Annotated in this window: 21 protein-coding genes; 9 read left to right on the forward strand and 12 right to left on the reverse strand. The window is 68.1% G+C overall.

Features of this window, described 5'->3' with window-relative positions; all coding sequences use genetic code 11:
- Positions 1-107: 107 nt before the first annotated feature.
- The 8 genes from C0J29_RS10705 to C0J29_RS10740 all read left to right on the forward strand — a co-directional run bounded on the left by C0J29_RS10705 (position 108) and on the right by C0J29_RS10740 (position 8,481).
- Positions 108-1,916 (forward strand): penicillin-binding transpeptidase domain-containing protein, encoded by a 1,809-nt coding sequence (locus C0J29_RS10705; RefSeq protein ID WP_371872486.1) that lies wholly within the window; start codon positions 108-110, stop codon positions 1,914-1,916.
- Between the two features lie 64 nt (positions 1,917-1,980).
- On the forward strand, positions 1,981-2,544 hold the full coding sequence (locus C0J29_RS10710) for a DUF1707 SHOCT-like domain-containing protein (protein ID WP_065045858.1): 564 nt from the start codon (positions 1,981-1,983) through the stop codon (positions 2,542-2,544).
- Between the two features lie 139 nt (positions 2,545-2,683).
- Complete coding sequence (gene map, locus C0J29_RS10715; RefSeq protein WP_120792294.1) at positions 2,684-3,541, forward strand: type I methionyl aminopeptidase; 858 nt, start codon at positions 2,684-2,686, stop codon at positions 3,539-3,541.
- Positions 3,542-3,688: 147 nt separating this feature from the next.
- Positions 3,689-4,243, forward strand: a complete 555-nt coding sequence (locus tag C0J29_RS10720) for an alpha/beta hydrolase (RefSeq protein WP_120792295.1) — start codon at positions 3,689-3,691, stop codon at positions 4,241-4,243.
- A gap of 18 nt (positions 4,244-4,261) precedes the next feature.
- Positions 4,262-5,629: a glutamine synthetase family protein gene (locus C0J29_RS10725; RefSeq protein ID WP_120792296.1), complete on the forward strand. Its 1,368-nt coding sequence runs from the start codon at positions 4,262-4,264 to the stop codon at positions 5,627-5,629.
- The gene (locus C0J29_RS10730; RefSeq protein WP_276322577.1) at positions 5,595-6,344 is read left to right on the forward strand and encodes a gamma-glutamyl-gamma-aminobutyrate hydrolase family protein; all 750 of its coding nucleotides are present in this window, start codon (positions 5,595-5,597) and stop codon (positions 6,342-6,344) included. Before C0J29_RS10725 ends, C0J29_RS10730 begins: the two co-directional genes overlap by 35 nt.
- On the forward strand, positions 6,341-7,708 hold the full coding sequence (locus C0J29_RS10735) for an aldehyde dehydrogenase family protein (protein ID WP_120792298.1): 1,368 nt from the start codon (positions 6,341-6,343) through the stop codon (positions 7,706-7,708). The genes C0J29_RS10730 and C0J29_RS10735 overlap by 4 nt, the downstream gene beginning before the upstream one ends.
- Positions 7,705-8,481: a 3-oxoacyl-ACP reductase gene (locus C0J29_RS10740; RefSeq protein ID WP_120792299.1), complete on the forward strand. Its 777-nt coding sequence runs from the start codon at positions 7,705-7,707 to the stop codon at positions 8,479-8,481. Before C0J29_RS10735 ends, C0J29_RS10740 begins: the two co-directional genes overlap by 4 nt.
- A gap of 15 nt (positions 8,482-8,496) precedes the next feature.
- On the opposite strand, the gene C0J29_RS10745 is transcribed toward C0J29_RS10740, so the two are convergent.
- Positions 8,497-9,438: an NADPH:quinone oxidoreductase family protein gene (locus tag C0J29_RS10745; protein ID WP_120792300.1), complete on the reverse strand. Its 942-nt coding sequence runs from the start codon at positions 9,436-9,438 to the stop codon at positions 8,497-8,499.
- A 98-nt stretch (positions 9,439-9,536) separates the two neighbouring features.
- Here C0J29_RS10745 and C0J29_RS10750 point away from each other — a divergent pair, with 98 nt between their 5' ends.
- Positions 9,537-10,022 (forward strand): winged helix-turn-helix transcriptional regulator, encoded by a 486-nt coding sequence (locus C0J29_RS10750; RefSeq protein WP_065045851.1) that lies wholly within the window; start codon positions 9,537-9,539, stop codon positions 10,020-10,022.
- Here C0J29_RS10750 and C0J29_RS10755 read toward each other — a convergent pair.
- The 11 genes from C0J29_RS10755 to C0J29_RS10805 form a co-directional block, all read right to left on the reverse strand.
- Positions 10,013-10,972, reverse strand: a complete 960-nt coding sequence (locus C0J29_RS10755) for a PPE family protein (RefSeq protein ID WP_120792301.1) — start codon at positions 10,970-10,972, stop codon at positions 10,013-10,015. The genes C0J29_RS10750 and C0J29_RS10755 overlap by 10 nt on opposite strands.
- A gap of 117 nt (positions 10,973-11,089) precedes the next feature.
- Positions 11,090-12,205 carry an alkaline phosphatase family protein gene (locus tag C0J29_RS10760; RefSeq protein WP_120792302.1) on the reverse strand — a complete coding sequence of 372 codons (1,116 nt, stop codon included), beginning with the start codon at positions 12,203-12,205 and terminating at the stop codon, positions 11,090-11,092.
- 21 nt (positions 12,206-12,226) lie between these two features.
- Positions 12,227-12,958, reverse strand: a complete 732-nt coding sequence (locus C0J29_RS10765) for a DUF6390 family protein (RefSeq protein WP_277950713.1) — start codon at positions 12,956-12,958, stop codon at positions 12,227-12,229.
- A complete protein-coding gene (gene hypD / locus C0J29_RS10770; RefSeq protein ID WP_065045848.1) occupies positions 12,955-14,091 on the reverse strand; it encodes a hydrogenase formation protein HypD in 1,137 nt (378 codons plus the stop codon). The genes C0J29_RS10765 and hypD overlap by 4 nt, the downstream gene beginning before the upstream one ends.
- Positions 14,092-14,099: 8 nt before the next feature.
- A complete protein-coding gene (locus tag C0J29_RS10775; protein WP_065161723.1) occupies positions 14,100-14,372 on the reverse strand; it encodes a HypC/HybG/HupF family hydrogenase formation chaperone in 273 nt (90 codons plus the stop codon).
- Positions 14,373-14,390: 18 nt separating this feature from the next.
- Positions 14,391-15,503: a hydrogenase expression/formation protein HypE gene (gene hypE, locus C0J29_RS10780; RefSeq protein ID WP_120792303.1), complete on the reverse strand. Its 1,113-nt coding sequence runs from the start codon at positions 15,501-15,503 to the stop codon at positions 14,391-14,393.
- Positions 15,500-16,165, reverse strand: a complete 666-nt coding sequence (locus C0J29_RS10785) for a D-sedoheptulose-7-phosphate isomerase (RefSeq protein ID WP_120792304.1) — start codon at positions 16,163-16,165, stop codon at positions 15,500-15,502. The genes hypE and C0J29_RS10785 overlap by 4 nt, the downstream gene beginning before the upstream one ends.
- Positions 16,162-16,875: a HypC/HybG/HupF family hydrogenase formation chaperone gene (locus C0J29_RS10790; protein ID WP_120792305.1), complete on the reverse strand. Its 714-nt coding sequence runs from the start codon at positions 16,873-16,875 to the stop codon at positions 16,162-16,164. Before C0J29_RS10790 ends, C0J29_RS10785 begins: the two co-directional genes overlap by 4 nt.
- Positions 16,872-19,181: a carbamoyltransferase HypF gene (hypF, locus tag C0J29_RS10795; RefSeq protein ID WP_120792306.1), complete on the reverse strand. Its 2,310-nt coding sequence runs from the start codon at positions 19,179-19,181 to the stop codon at positions 16,872-16,874. Before hypF ends, C0J29_RS10790 begins: the two co-directional genes overlap by 4 nt.
- Position 19,182: 1 nt before the next feature.
- On the reverse strand, positions 19,183-19,434 hold the full coding sequence (locus C0J29_RS10800) for a HypC/HybG/HupF family hydrogenase formation chaperone (RefSeq protein WP_065161742.1): 252 nt from the start codon (positions 19,432-19,434) through the stop codon (positions 19,183-19,185).
- A complete protein-coding gene (locus C0J29_RS10805) occupies positions 19,434-19,937 on the reverse strand; it encodes a hydrogenase maturation protease (RefSeq protein ID WP_120792307.1) in 504 nt (167 codons plus the stop codon). The genes C0J29_RS10800 and C0J29_RS10805 overlap by 1 nt, the downstream gene beginning before the upstream one ends.

Genomic DNA, 19,937 nt, shown 5'->3' on the forward strand with positions numbered 1-19,937 from the left:
GCAGCCTCGTTCCGCTCGCAGTTCCATGCCGCGGATAACGGTCGGGTCTCGGTGTGTCTGCGTTGACGCGGTGGCCATGGTCCATAACATCAGTACCGATGGTCACAATAGGCTCAAAAACCACATTGGTAACAGCGGTCGCCGGCCTGCTGCTGGCGCTGGTCGTGTTGCCCGGCTGCACACCCAAGCCCGAAGGGCCCGGCCCGGCCGCCGAGAAGTTCCTGGCGGCGCTGTCCGTCGGTGACACCGCGACCGCCGCCCAGCTCAGCGACAACCCCAACGAGGCGCGCGAGGCGCTCAACGCCGCCTGGGCCGGCCTGCAGGCCACCCACCTGGACGCCCAAGTGCTGAGTTCGAAGTATGCGGAGGACACCGGGACCGTCGTGTACCGCTTCACCTGGCACCTGCCGAAGGACCGGACCTGGAGCTACGACGGGCAACTGAAGATGGCCCGCGACGAGGGACACTGGCAGGTCCGCTGGGCCACCACCGGACTGCACCCGAAGCTGGGTGAGCACCAGACGTTCGCGCTGCGGGCTGACCAGCCGCGGCGGGCTTCGGTGAACGAGTTGGGCGGATCCGACGTGCTGGCGCCCGGGTACATCTACAACTATTCGCTGGATGCCACCAAGGCCGGACCCGACCTCATCGGGACCGCGCACGCCATCGTCGACACCCTGCATCCGTTCAACGACACGCTCAACGACTCCCAGCTGCTGGCGGAGATGGCGAGCTCGGCAACCAAGCCGGTCGATCTGGCCACGCTGCTGCCCGACGACAGCAACCGGGTGTTCCCGGCCATCGGCCAGCTGCCCGGCATCGTGATCACCCCACACCCCGAGCTCTTGCCGACCGACCCGCACTTCGCGCCGGCGGTCATGGCCGAGGTGAAGAAGTCGGTCGTCGATCAACTCGACGGGCAGGCCGGATGGCGGATCGTCAGCACCAACCAGAACGGCGTCGACGTCGCGGTGCTGCACGAGGTCGAGGGCTCGCCCGCGCCCTCGGTGTCGATCACCTTGGACCGCGCCGTGCAGGACGCCGCCCAGCATGCGGTCGACACCCGCGGCGGCAAAGCGATGCTGGTCGTGATCAAACCGTCGACGGGGGAGATCCTGGCGGTCGCGCAGAACGCCGGCGCGAACGCCGAGGGCCTGCTGGCGACCACCGGCCTGTACCCGCCCGGGTCGACCTTCAAGATGGTGACCGCCGGCGCCGCCGTCGAGCGCGACATGGCCACCCCCAACACGATGGTCGGCTGCCCTGGCCATATCGACATCGGCCACCGGACCATTCCCAACTACGGCGGCTTCGATCTCGGAGTGGTGCCGATGTCGCGCGCGTTCGCCAGTTCCTGCAACACCACGTTCGCCGAACTGAGCGCGAAACTGCCGCCGCGTGGATTGACGCAGGCCGCCACCCGCTACGGCATCGGGCTGGACTACCAGGTTGAGGGCATCACCACCGTGACCGGGTCGGTACCGCCGACGGTCGACCTGACCGAACGCACCGAGGACGGGTTCGGCCAGGGCCGGGTGCTGGCCAGCCCGTTCGGCATGGCCCTGGTGGCGGCCACCGTCGCCGCCGGCAAGACCCCGGTGCCGCAGTTGATCGCGGGGCGGCCGACGACGGTCGCCGGCGACAACACACCGATCAGCCCGAAGATGGTCGAGGCGTTGCGGCCGATGATGCGGCTTGTCGTCACCAACGGCACCGCCAAGGAGATCGCCGGATGCGGGGAGATCTACGGCAAGACCGGGGAAGCCGAATTCGCAGGCGGCTCGCACTCCTGGTTCGCCGGGTACCGCGGTGACCTGGCGTTCGCCGCGCTGATCGTCGGGGGCGGGAGTTCCGAATACGCCGTCCGGATGACCAAAGTGATGTTCGACTCGCTGCCGCCGGGCTACCTGGCCTAACGCGATTGCCGCCCTGCAACAGCGGTAAGTTGCGAAGGTGAGCACGACGGGGCCCGGCGGGGACATGGCGGCGATGCGGGTGTCGGACGCCGACCGCAACGGCACCATGCGCCGACTGCAGAACGCCCTGGCACTCGGACTGATCAACATCGACGAGTTCGAACAGCGCACCCGCCAGGTGTCCTACGCGCGCACGCGCGATGAATTGGACACGCTGGTGGGCGACCTGCCCGCACCGGGAGCGATCGTCACCTCGGCGACCGACCGGGTCGAACTGCGGGGCTGGGCCGGCTCCTTGAAGCGTCACGGCGAATGGACCGTGCCCACCCGGCTGTCGCTGGTGCGCCGGTTCGGCTCGATCGACCTGGACCTGACCAAGGCGCGGTTCGCGGGTCCGGTCGTGGTCATCGAAATCGACATGAAGTTCGGCTCGCTGAACCTGTGGCTGCCCGAAGGGGCCAGCGCTTCGATCGACAACGTCGAGGCCTACGTGGGCAGCGCGTCGGATCGCCGCAAGGACCCCCCGGCCGAAGGCAATCCCCACGTCGTGCTGAGCGGTCAATTGGTGTTCGGCTCGGTGATCATCCGCGGGCCGCGGCGCACCTTGCTGCGCCGTCCAAGGTTCTGACTGACTCGCGCGTGCCCCTGCGCGCGCCCAGCCTTTAGATCTGCAGCGAAAGTGCGAGTGAGGCTCACCGATTCTTCAGGCTCGCTGCGTCGCACGCGCTCGGCAGCACTACCGGCGCTGCATCGTTAAGCTAGCTGCCATGCCTGTTCGCACTGCGCTGTCTCCCGGCGTGCTGTCCCCGACGCTGCCGGTGCCCAAGTGGATCGCGCGCCCGGAATACGTCGGCAAGCCCACCGCCAAAGAGGGCTCCGAGCCCTGGGTGCAAGAACCCGAGGTCATCGAGAAGATGCGGGTGGCCGGCCAGATCGCGGCCCGCGCGCTCCAGGAGGCGGGCAAGGCCGTCGCGCCGGGCGTCACCACCGACCAACTCGACCGCATCGCGCACGACTACATGGTGGACAACGGCGCCTACCCGTCGACGCTCGGCTACAAGAACTTCCCGAAGTCGTGCTGCACGTCGCTCAACGAGGTGATCTGCCACGGCATCCCCGACTCGACGGTCATCGAGGACGGCGACATCGTCAACATCGACGTCACCGCGTATATCAACGGAGTGCACGGCGACACCAACGCGACGTTCCTGGCCGGCAACGTCTCCGAGGAGCACCGGCTGCTCGTCGAGCGCACCCACGAGGCGACCATGCGCGCCATCAAGGCCGTCAAACCCGGACGGCAGTTGTCGGTGGTCGGCCGCGTCATCGAATCATATGCAAATCGGTTCGGCTACAACGTGGTTCGTGACTTCACCGGCCACGGCATCGGCACCACCTTCCACAACGGCCTGGTGGTGCTGCACTACGACCAACCCGCGGTGGAGTCGGTCATCCAGCCGGGGATGACGTTCACCATCGAGCCGATGATCAACCTCGGCGCACTGGATTACGAGATCTGGGACGACGGCTGGACCGTCGTCACCCGCGACCGCAAGTGGACCGCGCAGTTCGAGCACACCCTGCTGGTCACCGAGACCGGCGCCGAAATCCTGACCCTGCCCTGAGTTCGGTGGCGCGAGCAGTCACAAACTCACCCTTGCCAGACCGAAAGAGGGTGACTTTGTGTCTGCTCGCCGCACCAAGGCGAGTGGGGCGCTGCTTCCCGGCGTGTAAACCAGGGCCATTGGGCGTAGTTTGACGGGGTGTCCAGGATGATGACCACGCTCGACGGGTTCTCCGCCCAAGTGGGAGTTGCCGGTCCGGAAAAGGGCGTCGTGGTGGTGATACTCGGCGCCGAGCAGCGCGCGGTGTCGGCCTACGACGCGATCTGCGAGCGCCTGCACACCGCCTCGCTGCGAACCGTCGTCATCGGCGCGGACCCGAGGCTCACCGCGAAATCGGTGATCGGCATCCTCGACTCGCTGGGGATCGGTTGGGCCGTGGTCGTGGGTGACCGCGACGGGGCCGAATTGGCGTGGGAATTGGCGGCCACCAGATTGGGCCGGTTCGCCGGACTCGTGGCTATCGATCGCGGGCACCCCGCCGTCGCCGATTCCGACGGGGTGATTCGCGACGACCACTGCCCGCCGGTGGAGATCGGCACCACCGTCCTGGTGAGCTCGCCGGCCGCGCGGAACGCCGCGCGCGACAGCCAGCGCCTGGTCTTCTCCGACTACCGCGTCGTGGACCTGGCCGGGCGCCGCAACGCCCAGGAGTCGACGGCGCAGTTGGCCACCGAGATCGTGCTGCGCACCAGCGCCTGGTAGGCGCGGGAGTTCAGTCAAGTGCCGCAACATGATTCGTCACGCCTGCCGTTAACGGAATTGGTGCAACTGGTGGGCACCGGCGACATCGACACCGTCATCGTCGCGTTCACCGACATGCAGGGCCGGCTGGTCGGCAAACGGGTGGCCGGACGGTTCTTCGTCGACGAGGTGGCCGCGCACGGCGCCGAGTGCTGCAGCTATCTGGTGGCGGTCGACGTCGACCTGAACACGGTGCCCGGCTACGCCATGTCGAGCTGGGAAACCGGCTACGGCGACATGGTGATGACGCCCGACCTGGCCACGTTGCGGCTGGTGCCGTGGCTGTCCGGCACGGCACTGGTGATCGCGGATCTGAGCTGGGCCGACGGCAGCCCGGTGGCCGTGTCCCCACGCGCGATCCTGCGCCGCCAGCTCGATCGACTCGCGCAGCGCGATCTGATCGCCGACGTCGCCACCGAACTTGAGTTCATCGTGTTCGACCAGTCCTACCGCGCGGCGTGGGCCACCGGCTACCGGGACCTGACACCGGCCAGCGACTACAACATCGACTACGCGATCATGGCGTCGTCGCGGATGGAGCCGCTGCTGCGCGATATCCGGCTGGGCATGCAGGGCGCGGGTCTGCGGGTCGAGGCCATCAAGGGTGAATGCAACAACGGCCAGCAGGAGATCGGCTTCCGTTACGACGAGGCGCTGGTCACCTGTGACAACCACGCCATTTACAAGAACGGCGCCAAGGAGATCGCCGATCAGCACGGCAAGAGCCTGACCTTCATGGCCAAATACGATGAGCGCGAAGGCAATAGCTGTCACATTCACCTGTCGCTGCGCGGCGCCGATGACAGCGCGACGTTCGCCGACGGCAGCGGTGGGATGTCGGCGACGTTTCGCAGCTTCGTCGCCGGGCTGCTGGCCACGGTGCGCGAACTGACCCTGTTCTTCGCGCCGAACATCAACTCGTACAAGCGTTTTGCCGACGGCAGCTTCGCTCCGACCGCGGTGGCCTGGGGGATGGACAACCGGACCTGCGCGCTGCGGGTGGTGGGGCACGGGCGCAGCATCCGGGTGGAATGCCGGGTGCCCGGCGGCGACGTCAACCAGTACCTGGCGGTCGCCGCGCTGATCGCCGGCGGACTGTACGGTATCGATCGGGACCTCGAGCTCGGGGAGCCGTACGCCGGCAACGCCTACGATGCGCAGGATGTCGAGCGGCTACCCACCACCCTGGGCGAGGCCGCGGCGCTGTTCGGGGATTCGGTGCTGACACGGGAGGCCTTCGGCGACGACGTGGTCGCGCATTACCTGAACAACGCGCGCGTCGAGTTGAAGGCGTTCAACGCCGCCGTCACCGATTGGGAGAGGATTCGTGGCTTTGAACGGCTGTAAGGCTCCGGTGGTGGGCCTGTCCATGTACCTCGAGCAGGTGCGGACCGGAGTGTGGGACATCCCCGCGGCGTACCTGCCTGCCGACTACTTCGAGGGCGTGACACTGGCCGGCGGGATCCCGGTATTGCTACCGCCGCAGCCGGTGGACCCCGCCACAGTCGACCGCCTGCTGGACAGCCTGGACGCATTGGTGATCACCGGGGGCTACGACCTGGATCCCGCGACCTACGGGCAGCAACCCCACGCGACCACCGACGAGCCGCGCACCGACCGCGACGCCTGGGAGTTCGCGTTGTTGCGTGCGGCCCTGGACCGGCGGTTGCCGGTGCTGGGCATCTGTCGCGGCGCTCAAGTGCTCAACGTCGCGTTCGGTGGCACGCTGCACCAGCATCTACCCGAGGTGATCGGCCACTCCGGCCATCGCGCGGGCAACGGCGTGTTCAGCAGACTGCCGGTGCGCACGGTGCCCGGCACGAAGGCGGCGGCGGTGCTCGGTGAGACCGCCGACGTGCCGTGCTACCACCATCAGGCCATCGACACGGTGGGGGAAGAGTTGGTGGTCGGCGCGTGGGACGTCGACGGCGTCGTCGAAGCGGTGGAGCTGCCCGGGGACGCGTTCGCCCTTGCGGTGCAATGGCATCCGGAGAAGTCATTGGACGATCTGCGGTTGTTCACCGCCTTGGTCGACGCCGCGCGATCGTACGCCGCGGCATGACCTCCACGCAGCTGATCAACCCCGCCACCGAAGAGGTGCTGCGCGCGGTCGAGCATGTTGATGTCGCAGCCGTGGACGACGCGGTGGCGCGAGCGAGCGCCGCGCAACGGCGGTGGGCGCGGCTGGCGCCCGCCGAGCGCGCCGCCGGACTGCGCGCGTTCGCGGCCGCCGTGGACGCGCACCTGGACGAACTGGCCGCGTTGGAAGTGGCCAATTCCGGACACCCGATCGGCTCCGCACGGTGGGAGGCCGGCAACGTCCGCGATGTGCTGCAGTTTTATGCCGGTAGTCCGGAACGCTTGTCCGGCAGACAGATTCCGGTAGCCGGCGGTATCGACGTGACTTTTCACGAGCCGATGGGCGTGGTGGGGGTGATCACGCCGTGGAACTTCCCGATGGTCATCGCGACCTGGGGGATCGCGCCGGCGCTGGCCGCGGGCAACGCGGTACTGGTCAAGCCCGCCGAGTGGACGCCGCTGACCACCATGCGCCTGGCTGAACTGGCCGTCGAGGCGGGACTGGACGCCGACCTGCTGCAGGTGTTGCCGGGGCAGGGCTCGGTGGTGGGGGAGCGGTTCGTCTCCCATCCCGGGGTCCGCAAGGTCGTGTTCACCGGGTCGACCGCGGTGGGCAAGAAGGTGCTGGCCGGTGCGGCGGCACACGTCAAGCGCGTGACGCTGGAACTGGGCGGCAAGAGCGCCAACATCGTGTTCGCCGACTGCGATCTCGAGCAGGCCGCCGCGACGGCGCCGGGCGGGGTGTTCGACAACGCCGGTCAGGACTGCTGCGCCCGCAGCCGAATCCTGGTGCAGCGCAGCGTCTACGACCGGTTCATGGAGCTACTGGAACCGGCGGTGCGCGCTGTGGCGGTCGGGGACCCCGCCGCGGAGACGACCGAGATGGGTCCGCTGGTGTCGCGTGCGCATTGGAACAAGGTGGCCTCCTACGTGCCCCCGAACGCGCCCGTCGCATTTCGCGGCACTGCACCCACCGGTCCCGGATTCTGGTTCCCGCCAACGGTTCTCACCCCGGAGCGCACCGACCGCAGCGTCACGGAGGAGATCTTCGGGCCGGTCGTCACCGTCTTGGCCTTCGACGACGAGCACGACGCCGTCACCCTGGCCAACGACACCGAATACGGTCTGTCGGGTTCCATCTGGACCGACGATCTGTCGCGCGCCCTGCGCGTGTCGCGCGCGGTCGAATCCGGCAACCTGTCGGTGAATTCGCATTCCTCGGTGCGCTACACCACCCCGTTCGGCGGATTCAAACAATCCGGTGTGGGCCGAGAGCTCGGGCCCGACGCCCCACTGCATTTCACCGAGACCAAGAACGTGTTCATCGCCATCAAGGAGGAGCAGTGATCGACCTGAGTCGGCGGCTGGCGGGCCGGGTGGCGGTGATCACCGGCGGCGGCAGCGGCATCGGACTGGCCGCGGCGCGGCGGATGCACGCCGAGGGCGCGACCATCGTCATCGGCGACATCGATGCCGAGGCCGGAGGTGCCGCCGCCGAGGAGCTCTCCGGACTGTATGTGGCAGTGGATGTTTCCGACGAGGAGTCGGTGAACAAGCTGTTCGACGGCGCCGCGCACGCCTGCGGGTCGATCGATATCGCGTTCAACAACGCCGGCATCTCGCCGCCCGAAGACGACCTGATCGAGAGCACCGAACTGCCGGCCTGGCAACACGTCCAGGACGTCAACCTGAAATCGGTGTACCTGTGCTGCCGGGCGGCGTTGCGGCACATGGTGCCGGCCTGCAAGGGGTCGATCATCAACACCGCGTCGTTCGTCGCGGTAATGGGCTCGGCGACGTCGCAGATCTCCTACACCGCCTCCAAGGGGGGCGTGCTGGCCATGTCACGGGAACTCGGCGTGCAGTTCGCCCGCCAGGCTATCCGCGTCAACGCGCTGTGCCCCGGCCCGGTGAATACACCTCTGCTGCAGGAGCTTTTCGCCAAGGATCCGGAGCGAGCCGCCCGCCGGTTGGTGCACGTGCCGCTGGGCCGCTTCGCCGACCCCGACGAAATTGCCGCTGCCGTAGCGTTTTTGGCCAGCGACGACGCGTCGTTCATCACCGCGTCGACGTTCCTGGTGGACGGCGGTATCAGTTCGGCCTACGTGACGCCGCTGTAGCGGCTCAGCCGGCGCTCAGTTCATGTCGACGATCACTTTGCCGACGGCGCGGCGGGCGGCCAGGTCGCTCAGTGCCAGGCCGATGTCGTCGAGGGGATAGACGGTACCGATGAGCGGACTGATGGCGCCGTTGCCCGCCAGGTCCTCCAACAGGGCCAGGGCTTCCCCGCGGACGGCGGGGTCAACGGCAAGCACGCCGAAGGAGCAGCCGCGCACGTCGACGTTGCGCATCAACAGCCGGTTGACCGACACCGTCGGTATCTCGCCACCGGCGAAACCCACGACGACGATCCGGCCTTCAGGCAACAGCGAGCGGAGGCTGTGCCGGAAGCGGTTCTCTCCGCCGACCGGGTCGACGATCATCGCGACGGGAGTGTCCAGTTGGGCGTGCCAGTTCTCGCCTACCAGAACCACATCGGCGCCCAGATCTGCAGCGGCACGGGCCTTCTCATCGGTCGAAACACAACCGATCACCTGGCCGCCGAGTGCCTTCGCGACCTGGATGCACGCGCTGCCGACCCCGCCGGCCGCGCCGTGCACCAGGACGGTCTCGCCGGGCCGCAGCGCTCCGCGCCGCTGCACGGCGGCCAGCGCGGTGAGGTAGTTCAGTGGCAAGGCCGCACCCTGGCGGTAGTCCAGAGCATCGGGCAATCGGAACGTGGTCTCTGCTACCGCGGCGACGCGTTCGGCGTGCGCCCCGAACGTCAATGTCATCACCCGGTCGCCCACGCTGAACTCACCGCCCGGCGGCGCCTTGACGACGTCGCCGGCCGCCTCCCAGCCCAGGGTGAACGGAAGCTGCTGGCGCACCTGGTATTTGCCCTGAGTCATCAACAGATCCGGGAACGACACCCCGGCGGCGCGGACCTGCACCACCAAATCGCCGTCGGGTTCCGGCACGTCAGCCAGCACGACCTCCTCGGGTCCGCTCTCTTCGACCACCTGTACCGCCCGCATCGGAGACCTCCATCTCAATATCAAAATGATATCTAGGCAAGGTATCAGAACGATATCCTGCGAATCAAGGCAAAGTTCTAAACTGATACTGTGCGGGTATGCGGTACGAAGAGCTCGCCGATATCCCCTGCTCGATCACCCGGCCGCTCGTCGTGCTCGGGGAGCGGTGGACGTTCCTGCTGGTCAAGCAGGCGTTCGCCGGTACCACTCGGTTCGAGGACTTCCTGACGACCCTCGGTATTCCCCGGGGCCGGTTGGCCGACCGGCTCGATCGCCTGGTCGCCGAAGAGATCTTGCGGCGTGAGCCGTACCGGGAAGGGAACAACCGGACCCACGACGCGTACCGGCTCACCGAGAAGGGTCTGGCGCTCTACCCGGTGCTGCTGGCATTGCGTGACTGGGGCGACCGTTATATGGCACCCGACGGCCCGCCGGTGCACTACCGGCACCGGGACTGCGGCGGTGAAGCCCACGCCCACCTGTCCTGCGATAAGTGCCATCAGGAACTCACCGCACACGACGTCGTCCCGGAAGCCGGACCGGGTCTGACGGCCGCCGCGAAGGGCGCCAATTCTCAGGAATAGACCAGGCGCCCGTTGACCGCCAGCCCGCCGATCGTCCTCATCCGACGGGCCGAGCAGTAGAGGTCGACGACCGCCGGCTTGGGCGGTTCCGCGGTACCCCAGACCGGCGGCACCGACAGCCGGCCGATGGACATTCCCCTGCCCCAGGTCGCCCGGACGGTCGGCGAGGCCGCACTTACCAGGGCCGCGGCCGGACCTTTGCTCGTTCGAGGGCCGCCGAGGAAATTGAGCAGGTGCATCGGGAACTTGACCGGCACGGCAAGGCGACTCAGCTTCGCCAGTGATGACGACACCGCTGCCAGGGCGGTGCACGTCAACGGTGACGCCGACAGCGACTGGAGCGCTTGCGGTATCGCGGAAATCAATTGCGAGCCAGCCGAAATAAGCTCGGGATCGCCGACGGCGCCCTGCTGGGTCAACACCGGCAGGTCAAGGGCCAACGGGCCCGAGGTGAACGGTGTCACCCGCGCTGCAGCCGCGGCGGATTCGGCATAGGCGTACATCGCCTCGACGTCGCGGGCCCACATCTGTTCGTACTGTGCGTCCATCGCCGCGATGTTCTGGGTGTCCTGGCTCAGCGCATTGCCGGTGACCAGTGCCTCTCGGTGAGATCGGTTGGCCGCGATTACCGGCGGTGGCACCATCGCCGCATAGGCTTCCTGATAGGCGGCCGCGGCCGCTCGGGCGTGGTCCGCCGCCTGCTTGCTTTTCACCGCCGCGGCGTTGAGCCAACCGAGATAGGGAGTGGCGGCCTGCGTCATGGCGATCGCCGCCGCGCCCTGCCATCCGCAATTCAGCTTCGCGGTCACCCGGCGGAATCCGTCCGCGGCCTCGTCCAGCCCGTCGGCGACGTTGCCCCACGCGGCGGCGGCCGTGAGCAACGACTGCGCTCCGGGCCCGGAATACATTCGTGCCGAATGGATTTCCGGTGGCACCTGGCCGTAGTCCATCGCTACCTTTCCCGCGCCGGGGACAGTCTCAGAGCAGCGATTACGACGCGCAGGTCCACAGATCCGAACCTATCGCGCTGGGCATAGGCAAAACACGCAAAAGAGATTTGAGTTTGATTAGAGCAATTCGATCAGCGGGATGGCCATCTCCGCCGCGGTCGCCGCACCGTGAAAGCCGACCAGCCGAGCAGACTCCGGCGGTTCGTGAGCGGTCGCCAGTACCGCCGATCCGCCGGTGCACACCACCACGACGTCGCCGATCCTCGGTAGATGAGCCGGGCTGACCGGGCCGAACAACCCTGCCGTGACGGCCTGCTCGCGGGTGTAGACATCCGCGCGACCGGCGAGGAGTTCGGACCAGGCGGCCAGCACATCAGCGGCGGCGCCGGGCTGGGTGTGCAGGTAGCGAACCCGCGGTTCGCCGGCGACCACCCGCACCCCGGCGGCGAGCCGAGGGTCGGCGTCCAGGTCGATACGAGCGTCGGCGGCGACGTTCAATCCACCGTGGTCGGCCGTCACCAGCAGCGCCGCGTTGGCGGGCAGCGACTCGGCCAGCCTGCTCAGCAGCCCATCGACCCGCGCCGCGGCCTCGTGCCATTCGGGCGACCCGACGCCGAACACGTGCGCCATGGTGTCCAGGTCGGCGGTATAGCCGTAGACCAGGCCGGGTGCCGCGTTCAGTTCGTCGATCATCCGCCGGGCGTAGTCGTCGTCGGCGTGCGTGGGCACAAAGAGAGCGCCGTGATAGGCCGCCTCGGTCAGGCCGCTCCCGATGAACCATTCCGGCAGCAGGGCGCGAGCTGCCACTCCGGCGTGCGCGAGTCGGTCGAACCATGTTGGCAGAGGCTGCCATTCGTCGGCCGGCGGCTCGTCCCGCCAACGGATGTGGTTGAGGACGCGATCGGTGCCCGGGATGTTGAGCGTGAAGCCGAGGATGCCGTGCTGTCCGGGGAGGGCGCCGGTGCCGAGCGACACCAGGCTCGTCGGCGTGGTGGACGGAAAGGTGCACGTCAGTTGCCGCAGCCGTCCCGCGCCACCGCTCAGCACGGAGGCCAGCAGCGGAGCGTCGTCCACCAGATCGGGGAGCAGGTGCCAGCCCAGTCCGTCGACGAGCACCATCATGACGCGGTCGACGTCTCCGATCGACTCCGCCAGTCCCAGTGCGTCTGCCGCGCCGGACACTCCGAGCAGAGCCGCCGCGCTGGGCAGCACGTCGCAGATGGAACCGGGCACGAGCGCCAGTCTGACACGGATTCAGCCATGCAGACGGTCATTGGTCAGCCGCAGCTGCCGGAAGGTGCTGTCGGCCAGCGCCCGCACCTGGTCCGGCTCCAGCCGTCCGCACAACCGGCCCCAATGCACGGCGACCTCGTCGCCCGCTGCCACGTCCGGCACCGCGCAGTACCCGTCGGCCCACACCTCGAGCGTCCGGGGACCGGGCTCGGACAATGCGAGCGTTCGGCCGTCCCACACCAGCTGCCGGCACAGCACCTCGACATCGTCGCCTGCGCGCGAGACAACCGTGCCCCAGCTGATCCGGCAACTGTCCAGCACATGCAGCGGATGCTGATCCATGCCGCGCCCCAGAAAGCGTGTCCAGGGATACACCCCGAAGACGTGGAAGCAGTGGTTGCCCGCGGCCTCGTTCGCCAGGTCGGGGGTGAGATGCGACCAGTAGCGCCCGGCCTGCGGGCCGATGATCGCCAGCAGTTCGTCGAAGAATCGACTGCCCGGCACGTCGGCCCCGACACCGCCGCCGAGCCAATACGATTCGACCAACCGATAGTCCAGCGGATCGGTGATACCGGTCAGTCGCGACAACACCCGCAGATAGGGCCAGGCGCCGGAGAACCCGCGCGCCGCGTGCAGCACATCCTCGACCGCGCCGTCGCGCAGGGTGCCGCCCAGCGGGAGACCGCAGTAGCCGAGTGCGTTGGGCGCGTAGGCGTATCGGGCGAACATCTCGGCGCCGGCGGCGTCCGTCACTTCGTGGCCGACCCCACCAGCTTGGCGGCGTCACGGTGCATCCGCCCGAAGTTGTAGTAGGCGGCGCATGCCCCCTCGGGGGACACCATGCAGGTGCCGATCGGCGTCTCCGGTGTGCACGCGGTGCCGAAAACCTTGCATTCCCAGGGCTTGAGGACGCCCTTGAGCACCTCCCCGCACTGGCACGCCTTGGGGTCGGCGACCCGCACACCGGGCATCGAGAAGCGTTGTTCGGCATCGAAATCCGCGAAGTCATCATGCAGGCGCAGCGCGCTTTGCGAGATGAACCCCAGCCCGCGCCATTCGAAATGCGGGCGCAACGCGAAGACGCTGCCCATCAGCGCCAGCGCGGCGGGGTTGCCGTTCTCCGGCACCACCCGCTTGTACTGGTTTTCCACCTCGCACCGGCCCTCGCGGATCTGCCGCAGCAGCATAGCGACCGACGCGAGGATGTCCAACGGCTCAAAACCCGCCACCACCAACGGCTTTCGATAGACGTCCGGGACGAACCGGTAGGGCCGGTTGCCCACCACTGTCGACACATGGCCGGGGCCGATGAACCCGGACAGCCGCAGGTCCGGCGATTCCAGAATCGCCTTGATCGGCGGCACGATCGTGACGTGGTTGCAGAACACGCTGAAATTGGACAATTGCAGCTCGCGGGCGCGCACCAGCGTGACCGCGGTGGACGGAGCGGTGGTTTCGAACCCGATCGCGAAGAACACCACCTGCCGGTCGGGATTGTCGAGCGCGATTTTCAGCGCGTCCAGAGGGGAGTAGACGAAACGCACGTCGGCGCCACGCGCCTTCGCGTCCAACAGGCTGCCCGCCGAACCGGGCACCCGCATCATGTCGCCGAAGCAGGTGAAGATCACCCCGGGCCGGCCGGCCAGCCACATCGCGTCATCGATGCGGCCCATCGGAATCACACAGACCGGACAGCCTGGGCCGTGCACCAGTTCCACGTTGTCGGGCAACAGGTGTTCGATGCCGTGCCGGTAGATGGTGTGGGTGTGCCCGCCGCACACCTCCATGAATTTGAAGTGCTCCGGACCGGTTCCGGCGAGATGCTCGATCGCCGTCAGCAGCGTGCGGGCGGCCGCCGGATCCCGGAATTCGTCGACGAATTTCATTGCGTCTCCTAAACGATCGCGGAAGAGTCGAAGGCTTCCAGCTCGGTGGTGTAGGCCTCGCCGAGTTTCTTGATGGCCGCCAGGGTCAGCAGCGCTTCGGCCTCGTCGATCTTGGCCATCGCGAAGCCGACATGAACCAGCACCCAGTCGTCGGGCTCGGGCGGGTCACCTTCCAGCAGTCGCACGCTGATGGTGCGCTGTACACCGCTGACGTCGACTTTGGCCAAATGGTTTGCCGGGTCGGTGATTGCGACGATCCGCCCCGGAATTCCCAGGCACATCGGTCGTCTCCTTTCTGGTCAGCAGATTCGGGGTAGTGGGTCGCCGACCAGCATGTCGACGATCCGGGTTCCGCCGAATCCGGTACGGAGCAGGACGCTTTCGCGTGGTTCGGTCACGATCTCCCCGACGTCGGCGGCATCGGATCCCAGCGGGTGCGAGCGCAGGGCGGCCAGACCCGCCTCGGCTTCCGCGGCCGCGACGACGGCAACGAACTTTCCTTCGTTGGCGACATACAGCGGGTCGATGCCGAGTAGTTCGCACGCTCCGTTGACCATCGGCCGCACCGGCAGGCGTTCTTCGTCGAGCACCACGCCGAGCCCGCAGGACTGCGCGAGTTCGTTGCAGACGGTGCCCACCCCGCCGCGGGTCGCGTCGCGCAGCCAGCGGGTGGACGGCGCCGCGGCCATCAAGAGTTCGACGAGTGGGCTCAGTGACGCTGTGTCCGAGGCGATATCGGCTTCGATGGCCAGATCACCACGGGCGAGCAGAACCGCCATGCCGTGATCGCCCATCGACCCGGACAGCAGCACCCGGTCGCCGGCACGTACCGCCCCGGCCTTGAGGGTGCGGTCCGCGGGTATGACGCCGGTGCCCGTGGTGGTGATGAATACGCCGTCGGCTGCGCCGTTGGGCACCACCTTGGTATCGCCGGTGACGATCTGCACTCCGGCATCGGCGGCCGCGGCGGCCATGTCCGCCACGATCTCTCTCAACTCGGCGATCGGGAAGCCCTCTTCGAGCACGAAGGCCGCCGAGATCCAGGACGGTACCGCGCCGGCCATCGCGAGGTCGTTACATGTGCCGTGCACGGCCAGGGTCCCGATCGAGCCACCTGGAAACCGTCTGGGCTGCACCACGAATGAGTCGGTGGACATCGCGATCCGCTCACCGCCGGGCAGCGTGAGCACCGCGCCGTCGCCGAGCGACTCGAGCAGCGGGTTGCGGAACGCGTCGAGGAACACCGCGTCCACCAGTGCCGCCGAGGCTTTGCCGCCGGCTCCGTGTGCCAGCGTGATGTGGTCGTCGAGTAGGCGGGGCCGCCGCCTGCGGAACGATTCGATGCGCTCGATCACCTGGCCCTCGGCGAATCGTGGTCCCGACGAGAGGTATTCTCCTGCAGAGTTTTTCATGCCGCCCCCACCTTCTGATCGCATCTCTCCTGCACCGTCAGCCAGAGCCGATAGCCGAGTAGGGCCTGGGCCTCCTGGATGCGGTGCACGCTCTGGGACCTCACGGTGAAGCAGGCGTCCACATTCGGGTTGTTGGCGAAGGCGCCGCCGTCGTAGCCGGCGAATCCGATGGTGTAAAGGCCGCGTTGGCGGGCCTCGGTGAGCGCGGTGAGCAGGTTCGGCGAATTGCCGCTGGTGGACATGGCAACCGCGATGTCGCCGGACTTGGCGCGGGCGATCAGCTGACGGGCGAAGACCAACTCGAATCCGACGTCGTTGCCCAGGGCGGTGACGATCGCCTGGTCGGTGGCCAAAGACCATGCGGGCAATGGGTTTCCGGCCGGGGGACGGGCGAACAACCCGGCCAGCGTGGTGCAGTCGGTGCTGCTGCCGCCGTTGCCGAAGGTGAACATCCGCCCGCCTGCGTTGAACCGGCGGGCCAGTTCGGTTGCGGCCCGGTTCAGCAGGTCGGCATTGGCGGCGAGCGTGGCGCGCCGCACCGCGAGGCTCTCGGCCGCCTTGGCCTGCGCGGACGCGGCCAGGTCCGCCAGCAGCGAATCGGGGTCGTCTTCCTGCGCGTCGATGAACGGGTACAGGAAGTTGGTGGGCTCCTGGCGTGTCATGAGGCCTCCTGACCGGCGCGCGAGATCGCCGTTCCCGCGTGCACGAGCACCAGGTCCCCGGCGGCGACCGGCCCTATCAGGGTCGTCACCACGGTCTCGGTGCCCTGCGCGGTACGCACGGTGGCTCGTTCGGTGTCCTGTGCGGTGAGCACTTCACCGAGTCGGCCCTCGTCGCTGCACGTGACGCAAACCTCCTCGGCGGCTGATGTTTTCAACAGGCCGGGGTGTTCGAAACACACGTGCGTCAGTTCCCAGAGCAGGTGGTAGAACAGGACGAAGCCGCCGGTCGCGGGCACCCTCGGATCGGGATCGTCCAGCCACAGCACATGGTCGGCGGCGCCGGGTTCGGGCCGGACGCCGCTGCCGATCCAGATCGTGGTGGCACCCCAGGCCGGGCAGCGCTGCATCACCGATCGCACGTCCGGATCCCCGGCGCCGGCCACCGCGATCACCAGGTCGCCGGGGCGTACCGAAACCCGGACCTGATCCACCAGGTCGGGCCCGGTCAGCGCGACCGCCGGCAGCGCCCGTTTGCCCACGATCACCGGGTGCACGAATTCGACCGCGATGTGCCTGGCATGCGGTTCCCACGACGGCGCGATCGACCACATGGTGGCGCCCGCCGCGAACCGCCTGGCCGCGGTGAAGGCGGCTCCCGCCAGATCAGCAGCCAGATCGGCGCCGAGTTCGCGATCCATGACCGTGTTCATCGGTGTTCCTCCTCCCGCGCGATCAGCAGCGAGACCGCGGCCTGGCCCAGCGCCAGCCCGCCGTCATTCGGCGGCACCAGGCGATGGGTCAGCACCTCGAAATCTCTGTCGTGCAGCCGATTAAGGCACTGTTCCAGCAACAGCACGTTCTGGAACACACCGCCGGTGAGGCCGACCAACCGGGTCGCCCCCGCCACCCGGGCGACCACGTCGGCGACGGCATCGGCCACCGCGAGGTGAAAGCCCGCGGCCAGCGCCGCCGGTGGCACCCCGTCGCGCAGCGCCGCCACCATCGCTCGCACCATCGGAGCCGGGTCGATCACTGCGTCCGCGCCTATCGCGAAGTGCAGCGGTTCGGGGGCCGGTGCCGTCTGCGCCAGTGCCTCGAGTTCGATGGCGGCCTGTCCCTCGTAGTCGATCCGGTGCCGCACCCCCAGCAACGAGGCGACCGCGTCGAACAGCCGGCCCATGCTCGAGCACGGAACACAGGCCGTACCACGATCCAGAAGCGAAAGCACGAAACGCAATTCATCGGCCGGGGCGGTAATCACCGGGGCCAGATCGGCATCCCAGCCGACACCGGCCTGCCGGAGCTGGGACAGCGCCATCCGCCACGGATTGCGCACCGCCGCGTCGCCGCCGGGCAGCGGCACCGGACGCAGGTGCCCGGCCCGCCGGAACCGGTGACTGTCGTGGCCCAGGGTGAGAATCTCACCGCCCCAGATCGTTTCGTCGCATCCGTAGCCTGTGCCGTCGAAGGCCAGGCCGATGATCGGCTCGCCGAGTCGCCCGTGCTCGGCCAGCAGCGAGACTACATGTGCGTGGTGGTGCTGGACCAGGTCCACCGGCCGGCCCTGCTGGTGGCGCTCGGCCCAGGCGCGAGTGTGGTAGCCGGGGTGCAGATCGGCGGCCAGTCGTGCCGGGCGGCCACGAATCTCGCTGAGCTGGCCCACCGCCCGCTCGAAGGCCCGCAAGGTCTCATAGCCGCCCATGTCGCCGATGTGCCCGGACAGGTAGGCGCGGGAACCGTCGGTGAGACAGCAGGTGTTCTTCAGTTCTCCGCCCACGGCCAGCACCAGGGGCCCGTCGATCCCGAGCGCGACGGGCAGCGGTGCATAGCCGCGCGAACGCCGGATGGGTAGTTCGCCGCCCTTTCGCATGCGCACCACCGAGTCGTCGCAGGGCACGTGAATGGGCCGGTCGTGGTCGAGGACGGCGTCGCACAACGCTGGAAGTCGCCGCGCGGCATCCTCTTCGGTGAAACAGATGGGTTCCTCGGACCGGTTGGCGCTGGTCAGCACCAACGAGTCGAGCGGCCCGTCGAGCAGTAGATGATGAACGGGGGAGTAGGGCAACATCAGGCCGATCAGCGGGCTGCCCGGCGCGACCGCGTCGCACACCGGTGCGTCAGGTCTGCGACGCAGCAACACGATCGGCCGCGCCGAGCCGGTCAATACCGCGGCCTCGGTCTCGTCGACGAACGCGTAGCGCCGTGCCACCGCCAGATCGCGCACCAGGACGGCAAAAGGTTTGCTGCCGCGAGACTTTCGCACCCGCAACACGCGGACCACCGATTCCTCGTCCACGACGCACGCCAGGTGGTAGCCGCCGATGCCCTTGACGGCGACCACGGCGCCCGATGCCAGTGCATCCCGGGCCGCCGTTACAGCCGCTTCGGCACCCGCGGTGCGCCCGGCGGGCGAGTCGAACCACAGCGACGGCCCGCAGTCCGGACAGGCGATGGGCTGGGCGTGGAACCGGCGGTCAGCGGGATCGTGGTACTCGGCGGCACACCGTTCGCACATGGCGAATCCCGACATGGTGGTGGCCGGGCGGTCATAGGGCAGCGACCGGATGATGGTGAAGCGCGGACCGCAGTTGGTGCAGGTGACGAACGGGTGCCGGTAGCGGCGGTTGTGCGGGTCAAACAGTTCGGCCCGGCAGTCGTCGCACATCGCGATATCGGGGGGGATCGGGGTGGCGGGGCCGCTCACGGCCCGGCTGGCGACGATGCGGAACCCGGGCGCGTCGCTGTCCCGGAATCCCACCTCGGTCACCGCAACCGAACTGATCAGGGCCAGCGGAGGCGCTTGATGCCGCAACCGGTGAGCGAATTCGTCCAGCCGATCACGTTCGCCCTGCACCTCGAGAAACACCGCACCCGAATCGTTTCCGACAAATCCCGTCAAACCGAGGTCGTTCGCGAGGCGGTGCACGAACGGACGGAAGCCGACCCCCTGAACCACCCCGGTCACCGTGATGCGTCGCCGAACATCGTCGGACCGGGTCAGGGGAGCGGCCGTCACCTCAGCTGCCCTCCGGACTGGGGCCCCGGCCCATCAGCTCCAGGCCGGCCAGTGCCTGCTCGGCGCCGGCGCGGTCGGTCTTCTCCACGGCGAAGCCCATGTGAATGATCACCCAGTCGCCCGGCTCGAAGGTCTCCTCGGGCAGCATCCCGATGTTGACCCGGCGCTGGTCCCCGGCGACTTCGACCAGCGCGAGCTGCCCCTCATATCCCTCCAGCGTCCTGATCACCTGGCCAGGAATCCCGAGACACATCAGCACTCCTGTTCTGCCGGGGCCGAAGACAGCAGGGCGGCAACGAGTCTCTGCACCGCGCCGACCGCGCGGGGCACGGCGGCGGCGACCGGTTCGCTCAGTCCGAGGTGCTCCTCGACACTGCCGGCCTCACAACCGACGATCACGGTGTACGGCGGGTTGCCACCCAACGCCCGCAAGCTCGCGAACACCGTCTGCGGATCCATGCTGTGCGCATCCAAACCCGTTGCATGGCAGTCGCTGTCATGGTCAGCTTGGAATACGTGCAACGTTCCCGGGGCGCCGCGGCTGGGGATGGCGTCGACCAGGACCAGCGTGTCCCACTCCTCGAGCAGGTCGTACGCCAGATGCATACCGCCGATCCCGTAGTCGACAACACGCACGTCGTCGCACCCGATCTCGGTGCCCGCCGCTACGACAAGCTGACGTGCCACCTCGGACCCGAAACCGTCGTCGCCGAGGAAGATGTTCCCGATGCCGGCTACCAGGATGCGCGCTGTCAT

Source organism: Mycobacterium paragordonae (assembly GCF_003614435.1).
In the GTDB taxonomy this organism is placed as follows: Bacteria; Actinomycetota; Actinomycetes; order Mycobacteriales; family Mycobacteriaceae; genus Mycobacterium; species Mycobacterium paragordonae.